Source organism: Streptomyces sp. NPDC025784 (genome assembly GCF_055558435.1).
On record NZ_JBVHMN010000013.1, the window covers coordinates 74,164 to 87,841 of the forward strand.

Consider the following 13,678-nt stretch of genomic DNA (forward strand, 5'->3'; position numbering starts at 1 on the left):
CACTTCCGCGTGGGGCCTGATTCTACCTACCTGCCGCGACCGGTTCGCGGCGACCGGAGGAGCCCTCCATGGACTACCGACCCCTCGGACGCACCGGCGTCTCCGTCAGCCGACTGTGCCTCGGCGCGATGATGTTCGGCGCCTTCGGCAACTCCGATCACGACGACTCCGTCAAGATCGTCCACCGTGCCCTGGACGCGGGGATCAACTTCATCGACACCGCCGATGTCTACTCGGGCGGTGAGTCGGAGCAGATCGTGGGCAAGGCGCTCACCGGCTCGCTCCGCGACGACGTCGTACTCGCCACCAAGGCGGGCCTGCCGTTCGGCGCCGACCCCAACCGGCGCGGGACGTCACGGCGGTGGATCACCAAGGCGGTGGACGACTCGCTGCGCCGCCTGGGGACCGACTGGATCGACCTCTACCAGGTCCACCGCCTCGACGCGGCCGTCGACATCGACGAGACCCTGGGCGTCCTGTCCGATCTGGTGCACGCCGGCAAGATCCGGATGTTCGGCGCGTCGACGGTCGCCGCCTCCGAGATCGTCGAGGCGCACTGGACCGCCGAGCGGCGCGGCCGCGAACGACTCCGCACCGAGCAGCCGCCGTACTCGCTGCTGACCCGCGCCGTCGAGTACGACGTGCTGCCGACCTGCCGGCGGTACGGAATGGGCGTGCTGACCTACAGCCCGCTGGCCGGCGGCTGGCTCACCGGCCGTTACCGCAAGGGCCGGGACGTCGCGGGTCCGGGCTCGGTCGCCCGGCAGCAGCGATTCCCCGGCGCCTACGACGCCACGTCCCCGGCGAACGCGGCCAAGCTCGACGCCGCCGACGCGCTCGGGGCACTCGCCGACGAGGCGGGGATGACGCTCGTGCAGATGGCGATCGCGTTCGTCACCCGCCACCCGGCGGTCACTTCCGCGATCGTGGGCCCACGCACCATGGACCACCTCGACTCCTATCTGACGGCCGACGGTGTCGAACTGTCCGGTGACGTGCTCGACCGCATCGACGAGATCGTGCCCCCGGGCCACACGGTCAACATCGCCGACAACATGTGGAACACCAGCACGCGCACGCTGGACGCCACGTTCCGCCGCCGGTAGCGGGTACCCGCCGGTCCGCTCGGCGGTCGGCCACCGGCTGCCGCCGGGCGCCGTCCGCTCGGCCGAGCGGTGGTCAGCGCGGGCCGCTCTCCTTGCGCGTGCGGCCGGCGGTCGGCGCGGCGTACCGGCCCGGGTCGGCGTCGAAGGCGGCGGCGCAATGGGCCGAGCAGAAGTAGCGGGTGCCCTGTTCGGTCTGCCGGTGTGCGGCGGCGGTCGCCTCGGCCGTTCGCATGCCGCACACCGGGTCCACGACCGTGCCGTCGCCGTCGCCCTGGGGTTCGGGGTGGCGGCGTGCACTGTCGTCCGGGGCCCGGTCGGCCGCGGACTCGACGTGGGGCTGTGCGCGGGCGGGCCGGGCGGTGGGCAAGGACGGTGGGTGCCAACGGCGCAGCCTGGAGGCGTTGGTGACGACCGACAGCGAACTCAGCGCCATGGCCGCGGCGGCGATGATCGGGCTGAGGCGGATGCCCCACACCGGATACAGGACGCCCGCGGCGAGCGGGATGCCGACGGCGTTGTAGAGCAGGGCGAAGAACAGGTTCTGCCGGATGTTGCGCATCGTCGCGCGCGACAGCCGGATCGCCGTGACGACCCCGCCGAGCGAACCGGAGATCAGGGTGATGTCGGCGGCCTCGATGGCGACGTCGGTTCCGGTGCCGATGGCCAGGCCGACATCGGCGGCGGCCAGGGCGGGGGCGTCGTTGATGCCGTCGCCGACCATGCCGACGGTGCGGCCCTCCGCCTGGAGGCGGCGGATCTCGTCCGCCTTGTGCTCGGGCAGCACCTCGGCCAGCACACGGGCGACGCCGACCTGCGCGGCGATGGCGGCGGCGGTACGGGCGTTGTCCCCGGTGAGCATCACGACGTCGATGCCGAGATCCCGCAGGGCCGCGACGGCCGCGGCCGAGTCCTCCTTGACGGTGTCGGCGACGGCGAGCACGCCGGCGGGACGTCCGTCGACCGCGACGAGGACGGGGGTCTTGCCCTCGCCGGACAGGGCCGTCGCCACGGGGGTCAGCTCCGTGGTGTCGATGCCGACGTCACCCAGCAGCCGGGCGGTCCCCACCAGGACCGGATGTCCTTCGACAGTGGCCTGCACGCCCTTGCCGGTGACCGAGTCGAAGCCCGTCGCCGCGGGCGGACGGAGGCCACGGTCGCGGACGCCCGCGACGATCGCCTGCGCCAGCGGGTGTTCGCTGTCGGTCTCGGCCCCGGCCACCAGCCGGAGCAGCCGCGTCTCGTCGACACCACCGAGGGGGTGGACGTCGGTCAGGACGGGTTTGCCCGCGGTGACCGTGCCGGTCTTGTCGAGCACGACGGTGTCCAGCTTGTGCGCGGTCTCCAGGGCTTCGGCGGAGCGGATCAGAATGCCCGCCCGGGCTCCCTTGCCGGTGCCGACCATCACCGACAGCGGGGTGGCCAGACCCAGCGCGCACGGGCAGGCGATGATCAGCACGGCGACCGCGGAGACCAGCGCCAGGGTCAGTGCGGGGGACGGGCCCACGGTGAACCACACGGCGAAGGTGGCGATCGCGACGGCGATGACCGCGGGCACGAAGTACGCCGAGACGGCGTCGGCCAGTCGCTGGATGGGCGCCTTGGACGCCTGTGCCTGCTGCACGAGGCGGACGATCCGGGCGAGCATGGTGTCGGCTCCGACCTTGGCGGCCCGCACCCGCAGGGACCCGGTGCCGTTGACGGTCGCGCCGATGACCGTGTCCCCGGCGCGTTTGGTCGCCGGCATCGGCTCGCCGGTGACCATGGACTCGTCGACCCCGGAGGAGCCGGAGAGGACCTCGGCGTCGACGGGGATCTTCTCCCCGGGCCTGATGACGAGCTGGTCTCCGACCACGACGTCCTCGACGGGGATCTCGCTCTCGGTTCCGTCCCGCACGACGCGAGCGGTCCGGGCCTGCAGGCCCAGCAGGGCACGGATGGCCTCTCCGGTGCCGGCCTTCGCCCGCGCCTCTAGGAGCCGTCCCAGCAGGATCAGGGTGAGGATGACGCCGACGGCTTCGTAGTAGACCTCCCGCACCTCTTCGGGCAGCAGGCCCGGGGCGAGGGTGACGAGCAGGCTGTAGCCGAAGGCGGCACTCGTGCCGAGGGTGATGAGCGAGTTCATGTCGGCTGCCCGGTGGCGCAGGGTCAGCCAGCCCGTCACATGGACCGGCCACCCGGTGTAGAACATCACCGGCGCGATCAGCGCCAGCTGGACCCAGTGGTTCAGCATCCAGCCGGGCACCCAGTCCGCGCCGAACAGTTCGTGCGCCATCACCGCGAACAGCACCGGGGCGGTGAGCACCGCGCCGACCGCCACCCGGTGTGTGAGGTCCTTGATCTCGGCCCGACGCTCGGCGGCGTCGGCGGCCTCCGTCTCGGCCGCCGTCCGTTCGTCGCCCTGCGACGGTCCGCCGGTCGCGCGAGCGGCAGGCGCCGCCGTCGTGGTGCCGTCGCCGTCCGGAGCCGACGGCGCCGGGCCTTCCGCGGGCTCGACCAGCAGCGTGCCTTGGATCATGTTCATGCCGCAGGTGAACCCGAAGGCGCCGGGCCGGTCGGGATCCAGCCGCACGGTGGTCCGCATATGGGCGGGCAGCCCCGCGCCGATCCTCAGATCCGGGAAGACGACACGGGCGGTGCATTCCCCTGCCTCCTGCCGGTCGAAGACCATCTCGACCGGTGTGCCCTGGCGGACTTTGATCAAGTCGGGGCTGTAGCCGCCCCGCACCGTCACCTCGACCCGCTGCACCCCGTCCTCCAGTCGGGCGGCACCGGCGCGCCGCGGTCCGAAGAAGTACCGGGCCAGCGCGCCGATCAGTACGGCCGAGGCCACGACGACGGCGACTTCGAGGGCACCCATGGGCTGCTCGCCTCCCTGGTCCGCTTGTCTTCCAGCCTGCGCCCGGTCGTCCGAGCCTGCCAGGGGCGTTGTGGCCCACCCGTCCTGGCCCATCCGGCCCCAGACGTCCGCGGCGGGCAGCGGGACGATGAAGGTGAAGGCAGAAGTCCGCCGGGCGCCCGTCCGCACCCGGCCACCGGACGACGCCGAAGGCAGGTGAAGGGTGATGTTGTTCTGGTACGACCACGGGGGCTGGGGCTGGTTCGCGATGTCGGCCGGCATGGTCCTCTTCTGGGCGCTGATCATCGCGGTCGCCGTACTGCTCTTCCGGGCCCTCGACCGGCCCCGCGAGCACACCCGCACGCCGGCCGCGCCCCCGGCCGAGGACATCCTCCGGGAGCGGCTGGCCCGCGGGGAGATCGACGAGGACGAGTACCGGCGCCGCCTGAGCGCCCTGCGCGCCGGGCCGCTCGCCAAACCCTGACACCCACCGGCCGCACGGTCACGGCCGCACGCTCACGGCGCAGCCGTACGGCCATGCCGCCCGGTCAGGGAGGTGCGCGCCCGACCTGGCCGCACCACCGCCGGTGCGGCCCGCCCGGCCCGATCGTCCGGCCTCGGCGCCTACCGAGGAAGCCCGGCCAAGCGGCTGAGGGTGGTGCTCAGCCACTCGGCGTGGCCGACGGAGTCCCAGCCGATCATGTCCCGGGCAAGCAGGTACGTTTCGGCATGGATCAGCACCGTGCTGGTGTCGGTCAGCCAGTCCAGGTCGCGGCCGGGTTCGAGCAGCCCGTCGGCTGCCATGCGGGTCCAGAAGAGGCGGAGGTTCTCGCGGGTGGCGAGGCGCCCGGCGTGGGCGGCCGCGGCGAGTTCGGGTTCCACGGCCGCCGCCTGCAGGGCGACGGCGAGGATGTCGCCGGCCCGCTCCATCATCTGCCGGCTGCCCGCCACGAGAGCCGCGATGCGCTCGGTGGCCGTGGGAGCTGTACGGGAGAGGACGGACCAGGGCCGTCCACCGACGTCGACGGGGGCGGTGTCACCGGCGAACGCCACGTCCACGGCGCGTTTGAGCAGCGCGGCCTTGGTGCCGAAGCGGACGTAGACGGTCCGGGCACCGACACGGGCGTGCTCGGCCACCTGGGCCAGCGTGGTCGCCGCGTAGCCCTGTCGCACGAACAGATCGGTGGCGGCCCGGAGGATCTTCTCCTCTGTCTCGGCCACGCGGGCGGCACGCAGATCGGTCTTGTCGGACGGCATGCGTTGCACTATAACTGCATCAATGCAGTGAGACTGCAAGGAGACGCCATGGCCGACGCCGCCGCATCCGCTCCCCCTCCCCGGCTCGACGGGGTGCACCACCTCAAACTGCCCGTCAGCGACCTGCAGCGGTCCCTGGACTGGTATCGGACCCGACTGGGCTACGAGGTGGAGATCGAGTTCGTCGAACACGGCACGCTGATGGGCTACGCCCTGCGGCATCCGGCCGGTGGTCCGCGACTCGGGCTGCGCCTGGATCCGTCGCGGGCCGAGGCCGCGGCGGGCTTCGACTACTTCGCCATCGGCGTCCCGGACAAGGCCGACATCGAAGCGCTGGCGGAGCACCTGACCGCCCTCGGCGACACCCACGCCGGTGTGCACTTCGCCACCATCGGCTGGATCCTGCCGCAGCTGCACGACCCGGACGGGCACGAGGTCCGGTTCTACACCACGCACCATCACACCCGTCCGGGCACCGACCCGCTCAGGGCCGTAGACCCCGTGGAGACCGCCGCGCGACGCGAACGCGCGCGTGAGGGACGCGCGTGACGTCACGTCGGCTCATCGGCTGACCACCGAACTCCACGACGCCCTGGTGCCGTTACGTCCTGCCGGGCACATCGGTGCCGCCCTCCACGGAGGCCCGGCTGACATGGATCGGGAGTCGGGACGTCCCCCGGCCCGGCACGGAACAGAAGCCGACACCACGGCATGCGTACCGGCAATGCCCACCGAAGCCGCTGTCATGGCACCCGGATCCACTGTCCGAGCCGACGCCGGGCCCGCGATCGCGATGCGGCGCTGAGGCCCAAGTCCCTGAGGACCGGGACGCGTTGGAGTCGGGGCCGGCCGGCACGGCTCGGCGTTCGGTGTCCGGACGGTGCACTCGGGGCCGACGCGGCAGGGCGACGTGCAGAACTCGCCGGAGAAGACGGCCTGTTGGGCACGGCGCCGGGGCGGAGCCGCCGGACCGACACCCTCGTCATACGCTGGTGCCACGGAGGACCGCCATCCGGCCGACAGGACCGCTTCGCCCCCCGCCGACAGCCCCCTGGCGACACACGGACCGGCGGGGCGACGCGCCTTCCCCTTCCGTGGTCTTCCTACACTGCGGGGCCCCGTCGCAGAGCACTGTCACCGCGGAGCCTGGCGGCATGCCTCGGTCGCGACGGCGTTCGACACGCCCGCCTGCGCGAGGTCGCTGACGCAGCGGGTCTGGTCACCCACCAGGCCCACGTAACACGCCATCCGGACGTCGTCCGTGACCTCGGTCCCCTGGTTCTGGACGTGGTCCTGGCAGGCCGCGATGTCCGCGTGGGCGGCCGGAGCGGCCATGACGACGCCACCCAGGGCGAGGGCCAGGCCGGCGAGGACGCTGGGAATGGTTGCCGAGCGACGCATGAGGATGCACCTGCTCTCCGGTGTCGGGTCGTACGGTCCCGGGTGCATGGAACCGTGTGCGGGGGCGGCGGCGAGCAACAACCCGAATGACGCGCTTCCCTGGGGGTGAGCACCGCGCCCGAGCGAGCACCGCGATGAGGGTGCGTACCGCACCGGGGCGAGCACCGCGCTCGTCGGCCGGGCGGCGGTGTGCCGTGCCCGGCGAGCGGGTGGTGCGCGTTTCCTCCGCGACCGATCGGCTCGGTTCCGACCACCCTCGCTCCTACGACGCTAGAACACTCCCGGAGCGCCCGCACTCCCGGAAGACCCCTGGCTCCCGGCGCTCGTTGAGGTACTCACCATGTGCGGCGGACGGACGTGCCCGGCGGGCCCTCACCGCTGCCGGGTGGCCGAACGTGTGCCGGCGCCTCCCGGACGGATCGGAACGTGGTGCCCCGGCGGGCGGCGCGGCGTCAGGGACGGATGTGTTCGAGGGTGAACTCGGGCGAGGCGTAGGGGCCGGCCTGGGGTGCGGCGGGGTCGGCCGGGAGGTCGGCTCCGGGGATGTCCCCGGCGTGGACCTCGGCGTCGTCGACGGAGGTGTAGTCGAGTACGGACGGTTCCGGGAGCTCCCAGAAACGGCGGGTGTTGGCGGAGACGGCGTACACCGTGGCGAAGCGCGTGGACGGGGGCGCGGTCAGCGCGGCCCGGACGTAGCCGACGGCGTCGCGCGGGCTCAGCCAGGTCGCCAGGTGCCGCGGTTCGACGGGCACCGGCTCGAAGCTCCCGATGCGCAGGCAGATCACGGACAGTCCGAACTTGTCGGAGTACAGCCGCCCCAGAGCCTCGACCGCGGCCTTGCTGACCCCGTAGAGACCGTCCGCGCGGATCGGCTCCTGCGGCCCGGTGAGATGTCCGGCCGGGTAGAAGCCGGTCACACGGTTGCTGCCGGCCAGTACCACCCGCCCGATGCCGCGCCGTCGCGCCGCCTCCAGTACGTGGTGGGTGCCGAGCACGTTCGCTTCGAGCAGGTCCGCGAGGGGTGCCTCGTCCGGCACACCTCCCAGGTGGAGCACGCTGTCCGCCCCGGCGAGCGCCGCCTCCACGGCCGGCGCGTCCCGCAGGTCCACCGTGTGCACGTCCTCGTTCGCGGTCTGCGCCCGCAGCGGCACGCGGTCGAGCAGGATCAGCCGCGACGCATCGAGCCGCAGTGCTTCCCGGACCGCGGAGCCGATGGTCCCCGCCGCGCCGGTCACCGCCACCGTTCCCAGACCCATCGCTCCCCCGGACAGTCGACGACCCGTGCATCATCGCTGCCCGTGAACCACGGATCAAAATGTTTTGGACCGACGTGGGAGGCGGGAACCGTTCAACGCCCTAGCGCACCTCGGGAGTCGGGCCGACATCGCCGTCCGCGGGCTGTCCGACACGGGCCTCGCCGTGGGAGCGGACGAGCGGCACGAGCAGCGCGGCACCCATCAGGGCCAGCGCCGCGGCCGCCCGCAGCACCACCTCGATCGCCGGACCGTCGGACGCCGCCCGCGCCGCAGATCCGCTGACCACTTCGAGAACGGTCGCCGCCACCGCCACGGCCACCGCGCCCCACAGGACCAGCGACGTCAGCACCAGCCCCGACGCCGCCGCCAGACGCCCGGCGGACACGTACGACTGGGTCGCCACGTTGGTCAGCGCCCAGCCGAGCCCGAGGCCGACCCCGACCACCGCGAACACGACCGTGTACAGCGCCAGGGGATCCGCCCAGGTCAGCGCGAACAGTCCGGTCCCGCTCAACAGCAGTCCCGTCGCCATCAGCGCCTCCGGGCGCCATCGGCGTGCCAGGTGCCCCGACCAGTAACTGGCCGAGCCCGCGCCCGCCGACAACGCCAGGAAGACGAGTCCCGAACCGAACGGGGACAGCCCGCGCGCCTGCTGCAGATACAGGGCCGAGAGCACTGCCACCAGGCAGTACACGACGTTGGACACGGTTCCGGCCATCGTCACCGTCATGAACGGTCCGTTGCGCAGCAGGGAGAGGTCCAGCAGCGGTTCCGCCGTACGGCGCTCCACGACCACGAACAGCCACAGCAGTGCCACCCCGGCGGCGAAGCACGTCACCGTCGCCGCCGATCCCCAGCCCCAGCGCGCTCCCTGGTCGACCGCCAGCATGAAGGCGGTCAGCCCGACGGCCAGCGTGAGCGCTCCGGGCAGGTCCAGACCCCGTACGGCCTCCTCGTCACGCGATTCGGCCACGCAGCGCAGCATGAGCAGCACCGCGGCCGCGCAGATCGGTACGTTCAGCAGAAACACCGCACGCCAGCTCACGTGCTCGGCGAACGCCCCGCCGACGAAGGGACCCAGCGCGGTGCCGATGGCGCTGAACGCGAGCACCGTGCCCACGGCCCGGCCCTGCCGGTCGTCACGGAAGTGCGAGGTGACCACCGCCACCGCGACGGGGAAGATCAGCGCCGCCGTCGCTCCTTGGACCACGCGTCCCGCCGTCAGCCACACCACGTTCTGCGCGGCGCTGCACACCACCGACACCAGGGCGAAGCCCGTCAGTCCCAGGACGATGACCCGTCTGCGGCCGTGCACGTCGGCCGCCCTGCCGCCGACGATCATCAGTGCACCGAGGGTCAGCATGTAGCCGCTCACCAGCCACTGGAGGTCGGTGGTCGGCGTCCGGAAGTCGCGGGCGATGACCGGCAGCATCAGGTTCAGGGCGAACCAGTCCATCTGCACCAGCAGCATCGACATCGAGGCGGCGGCGATGACCGCACGGTCCCGGCCCGAGAACAGCCCCGGTGTGCGGTCTGCGGATCCGCTCACGACGACCAACCCCTGCCACGAACCCCTCTCTTCAGCGTGAGTCCGTTCACGGGACCCTGCAACCGACACCTCCGGGCCGAGCGCCCGGGCCGGCGTCAACCGTTGCAGGGCCGCCGTACACGTGCGGCGGTCAGACGTCGGACCGGTAGAGGCCGAACGCGGCGATGCGCGCGGTAGCACGGGACGCCGTCACGCGCACGCGCCAGCGCCGTGCGCGCACGGTGGCCGGCAGGAGCAGGATCCGGCTCGCGCCGACCGCACCCGCCTCGGCCACCTGCCTCCAGCCGTCGCCGTCGTGGACCTCGATCACGAAGCGCTCGATCTGCTGGCCGTGCCGGACGTCCTCCGCGAGCCTGATGCGGTCGACCTCCCGCTCCTTGTCGAGGTCGACGGTCACGACCCCTCGCCCGGTGGTGGTCCGGGCGCCGCGGGCCAGGTCCTCGGGCAGCTCCCGGTCGATCCGCTCACGGAACTGCTTCAGCCGCGCGACGTCGGCGGCCGGCAGCAACCCCTGGATGTCCGGCGGGATGTTGAGCAGCAGCACCGAGTTGCGGCCCACCGACCGGAAGTAGATGTCCGTCAGCTGATCCACGCTCTTGGGCTGTTGATCAGCGTGGTAGAACCAGCCGTCCCGGATGGACACATCGCACTCGGCCGGCCACCACTGAAGGTGATCCGCGACCGGACGGGCGGCGACGAGTGCGTCCCGGCTGCCCATGTCTGCGGCGTCGTAGGACAGGGCGTAGTCCGTGCGTCCGTAGTCCTTCTCGGCGACGGGCACGACACTCCACTCGTCCTCGCGGGCGAGACCGCCCTCGTTGCCCACCCAGCGGACGTCCGGCCCCGACACGGCGATCGAGGCGTCGGGGGCGAGCGCCCGCACCAGCGCGTACCAGCTGTCCCAGTCGTACCTCTCCACCTTGTCCGGCGGAATGCGTCCCTGGGCGCCGTCGAACCACACCTCGTCGACGGGTCCGTACTCGGTGAGCACCTCGTAGAGCTGGTTGAGCATATGGGCGCCGTAGTCGGTGGCGTCCAGGGTGTAGGTCGTCGTCGGTGTGCGGTCGTCGCCGTCGACGAGTTCCGGGACGGTGCGTTCGGAGCGTGCGCTGCCGTTGGCGTACACGCCGTGCAGGTACTGGTTCTCGTCCGCGGGCGAGATGTACACGCCGACCTTGATGCCGTGCCGCCGCATGGAGTCGGCGAACGCGCGCAGCACGTCGCCGTGTCCGTCGAGCCAGCTGCTGGAGGCCACGGTGTGGCGGGAGTAGCGGGAGGGGTAGAGGACGAAGCCGTCGTGGTGCTTGACGGTGAGGATGGCCAGCCGGAAGCCGCCGTCGCGCAGGGCGCGCGCCCACTGGTCGGTGTCGAGGCCGACGGGCTGGAAGACCTCGGGGTCCTCGTCGCCCGTTCCCCATTCGAGGCCGGTGAAGGTGTTCACGCCGAAGTGCAGAAAGGCGGTGCGCTCCAGGTTCTGCCAGGCGATCTGCCGGGCGGTGGGGCGGACCCGGGAGGCCTTGCGGACCAGGTCGGCCTCGGTGTCGTCGGGGCTGACGGGGATGCGGTACCCGGGGGATTCCGAGGTGCCGGCCGCGGCGGGGTCCGCTCCGCCGGGGACGGCCGGGGTGAGGTTCGTGCCGCCGGGGGCGGCCTGGGCGGGCGCGGCACCGCCGGACGCGGCGACCGCGGCGGCTGCGGTGACGAACAGGCGTCGGGAGACGGCCATGCGGGTGGGGCTCCTCTCGTCAGGATGCGGTCAATGTCCAGGTGGTGGGCTGCTGTTGGTCGGGCGGGTACTGGAGGAGCCGGCCCTCGCCGCTGACGTGCACCGTCATGCGGGTGATCGCGTTCAGCAGCCGGTAGCCGCCGGGGGCGGGGTCCAGTTCCCAGCGCTGGAGCGTGCTCCTGGGGTCGCAGGCCGATCCGGTCACGGGCGTGCCGGGCTCCAGCGGCACGTTCAGCGTGAGCTTTCCGCCCGTCACCTCCAGGCAGGTGCCGTCGGACGCGGACTTCAGGGTCACGTAGCCGTCGGCGGTCCGCCTGACCTCGAAGTCGGCGGTGGTGGCCCCGCCGCGGAAGGTGTAGGTCCCGTCGGCGACCGGCACCCGGGTCAGGTCACGCCATCCCGGTGCGTGTCCCACGGCCGCGCCGCGTGCGGTGAATTCGGCGTACGTGGGGTCGGGGTGCGCCGTGCCCCAGGTGGCCTGGGCGATGTGCCGCAGCGCCGGGACCATGACGCCGGCGACCTCGTTCTCGGTCTCCCCGCGGCCGTTGTCGGGCCAGAGGCTGATCTTCGCGCCGCTGACGCCCGCGGCGGACGTGAGCTTCTCTCCCTCGAAGCTGCGGGGGTCCCAACTCTGGTCGTACAGCGCCTTCGTGTTCGTGTGGAAGCCACCGCGCACGAGGTAGAGGGAGTAGGCGGCGTTCATCAGCGGGTGGCCCTCGGCGATGAGCCGGCTCGGCTTGGTCGCCACGTCGAGCCAGTGCTCCACCGTGGTGCCCGCCGCGACCGGGACGGTGTTGGCGCCGGTGAGTCCGTCGTTCCAGATGCGCAGCTTCTTGCCCTTGGCCGCCGCGTAGGCGTGGACGCGGTTGACGAAGTCGATGAAGGCGTCCTGGGGTGTGGCGTCAGCGCCGTACCGCGCCCGCGCGTAGGCGAGGATCTGCGGGTACTTGGCGAAGTCGGAGCCGAGCATGTACTCGTCGGCACCCATGTGCCAGGAGTCGGACGTGAACACCTGCGCGTACTCGTCGATGAGGCTGCGGTAGTACGCGAAGGCCTCGGGCTTCGTGATGTCGAGGCGGGCGGGCTGCCGGTTGCCGTCGGAGTCGGTCAGCTGGAGATCGGGCCGGTCGGCGATCCACGGGTCCATATGACCGGGCGAGTTGATCTCGGGGATGATGTCGACGTGGTACTTCTCGCCGAGGGCGACGAGGTTCCGGATCTCGTCCTTGGTGTAGTAGCCCCAGGTGTTGGCCTCGGGGTGGGCGTCGCTCCTGACCTTGAGTTCGAGCAGGAGCTGGTTGAGCTTGTGGTACGCCATGTCGCGTACGAGATTCTCCAGCCACCGCGTCGAGATGTGCACGTAGCAGGCGCACACGCCGACGCCGCGCTCCCGGTAGCGGGGGACGTCCACCGTGTGACCGGCCGGCACGCGGTCGCCCTGGGCCAGGAACTGGAGGACGGTGCGGGTGCCGTAGAAGGCTCCCGTACCGGTGGCGCCGGTCACCGACAGGCGCTGTCCGGCCCGCAGTTCGTAGCCTTCGGCGCCGAGCGTCGCCTCGGCCGCCGGGTCGATGCCGACCTCGATGTCGCCGGTGCGCGCGCCCGTGCGCACCACGGGGACCGTGCCGTGGCCGGCGGCGCGCAGATCGCCGGCCAGCGTGCGGGCGGCGTCCAGCGCGGCCCGGTCCCGGGCGACGATGCGGGTGGTGCGGCCGAAGGCGTAACTGCCGTGCGTGGGCGTCCAGTCGGTGAGGGCGGGGACGGTCGGCGGGGGCGACGGGGCCGCCTCCTGTGCCCGGGCGGCCGGTCGGGGCACTGTGAGCAGCAGGAGGGCCGCGGCGGCGGTGCCGAGCAGTCGAGACCAACGTCTTGGAAACGTACGCATGGACAGCTCCCATTCATCGGAGGTCTGATCTTCAAGTCGCCCTCCGCGGACTGTCAACGGGACCTCTCTGCCGGTGATTTACTGGAGAGGTCGGATGACCAGTGTCTCTACTCATAGGTCCGGACCACGCGCGGCACGAAAGTCCAAGAAGTGCCCGACGATTGTCCAAGCCCGTCACCCGCGACACACCGGCGGCGCGTCGCCCCCGACACGCCGGGCAGCCGGACGCGGCGGCTCCGTTGCCCTCCCCCGACGTCAATGGGCGTGCCATGATGATGAGTTATGACTGAGGGGGATGGAGTGGTGACCCGTGCGATCCGCGTCCGGCTGGACGGGACCGCGAGCCAGAGCGACATCGGCGCTCTGAAGAAGTGGCTGGAGCGGGAGAAACCCCTGGAGGAACTGGTCAGAAGCGGGGAACTGCGGATCCAGGAGAGCGCCGGGAGCGACCAGCAGGGGACGGACGAACAGGGCACCCCGATGGGCGCCGCGATCGAGATCCTCATGCTGCTGTCCGGGGCGGCCGCCCAGTCCATGTTCGACACCGTGTTCAAGCAGGTGGGCAGGGGCGTCAAGGCCTGGTACGAAAACCGCCGTTCCGTGGAGAGCGGCGATCCGCCCGATTACGACGTCGATCCGGTGCATCTCGACGAGAGGTAGGC

Annotated in this window: 11 protein-coding genes; 4 read left to right on the forward strand and 7 right to left on the reverse strand. The window is 71.9% G+C overall.

The annotated features are described in order from the left end of the window. The first annotated feature begins 68 nt into the window (after nt 1-68). Nucleotides 69-1,106, forward strand: coding sequence for an aldo/keto reductase (locus ACZ4IF_RS27425; protein ID WP_467567442.1), 1,038 nt, complete (start codon nt 69-71; stop codon nt 1,104-1,106). Between the two features lie 73 nt (nt 1,107-1,179). Here the strand turns inward: ACZ4IF_RS27425 and ACZ4IF_RS27430 are convergent, their stop codons facing one another. Next, on the reverse strand, nt 1,180-3,963 hold the full coding sequence (locus ACZ4IF_RS27430; protein ID WP_467567445.1) for a heavy metal translocating P-type ATPase: 2,784 nt from the start codon (nt 3,961-3,963) through the stop codon (nt 1,180-1,182). A gap of 205 nt (nt 3,964-4,168) precedes the next feature. On the opposite strand from ACZ4IF_RS27430, the gene ACZ4IF_RS27435 reads away from it, so the two are divergent. Further along, entirely contained in the window at nt 4,169-4,426 is a 258-nt protein-coding gene (locus tag ACZ4IF_RS27435) for an SHOCT domain-containing protein (protein WP_359495572.1), read from the forward strand. 140 nt (nt 4,427-4,566) lie between these two features. Here ACZ4IF_RS27435 and ACZ4IF_RS27440 read toward each other — a convergent pair whose 3' ends face one another. After that, entirely contained in the window at nt 4,567-5,199 is a 633-nt protein-coding gene (locus ACZ4IF_RS27440; protein ID WP_467567449.1) for a TetR/AcrR family transcriptional regulator, read from the reverse strand. Between the two features lie 48 nt (nt 5,200-5,247). Here ACZ4IF_RS27440 and ACZ4IF_RS27445 point away from each other — a divergent pair, with 48 nt between their 5' ends. Continuing rightward, complete coding sequence (locus ACZ4IF_RS27445; RefSeq protein ID WP_467567451.1) at nt 5,248-5,748, forward strand: VOC family protein; 501 nt, start codon at nt 5,248-5,250, stop codon at nt 5,746-5,748. A gap of 585 nt (nt 5,749-6,333) precedes the next feature. Here ACZ4IF_RS27445 and ACZ4IF_RS27450 read toward each other — a convergent pair. The 5 genes from ACZ4IF_RS27450 to ACZ4IF_RS27470 form a co-directional block, all read right to left on the reverse strand. Then, nucleotides 6,334-6,600 carry a hypothetical protein gene (locus tag ACZ4IF_RS27450; RefSeq protein WP_345655912.1) on the reverse strand — a complete coding sequence of 89 codons (267 nt, stop codon included), beginning with the start codon at nt 6,598-6,600 and terminating at the stop codon, nt 6,334-6,336. A gap of 452 nt (nt 6,601-7,052) precedes the next feature. Beyond that, a complete protein-coding gene (locus ACZ4IF_RS27455; protein WP_467567454.1) occupies nt 7,053-7,856 on the reverse strand; it encodes an NAD-dependent epimerase/dehydratase family protein in 804 nt (267 codons plus the stop codon). A gap of 100 nt (nt 7,857-7,956) precedes the next feature. Continuing rightward, on the reverse strand, nt 7,957-9,405 hold the full coding sequence (locus ACZ4IF_RS27460) for an MFS transporter (RefSeq protein ID WP_467567456.1): 1,449 nt from the start codon (nt 9,403-9,405) through the stop codon (nt 7,957-7,959). 130 nt (nt 9,406-9,535) lie between these two features. Next, the gene (locus ACZ4IF_RS27465; RefSeq protein ID WP_467567459.1) at nt 9,536-11,131 is read right to left on the reverse strand and encodes an alpha-L-fucosidase; all 1,596 of its coding nucleotides are present in this window, start codon (nt 11,129-11,131) and stop codon (nt 9,536-9,538) included. Between the two features lie 19 nt (nt 11,132-11,150). Then, complete coding sequence (locus ACZ4IF_RS27470; RefSeq protein WP_467567460.1) at nt 11,151-13,016, reverse strand: family 20 glycosylhydrolase; 1,866 nt, start codon at nt 13,014-13,016, stop codon at nt 11,151-11,153. A 282-nt stretch (nt 13,017-13,298) separates the two neighbouring features. Between ACZ4IF_RS27470 and ACZ4IF_RS27475 the strand changes: the two genes are divergently transcribed. Beyond that, on the forward strand, nt 13,299-13,676 hold the full coding sequence (locus tag ACZ4IF_RS27475) for a hypothetical protein (RefSeq protein ID WP_345655922.1): 378 nt from the start codon (nt 13,299-13,301) through the stop codon (nt 13,674-13,676). Nucleotides 13,677-13,678 lie beyond the last annotated feature (2 nt).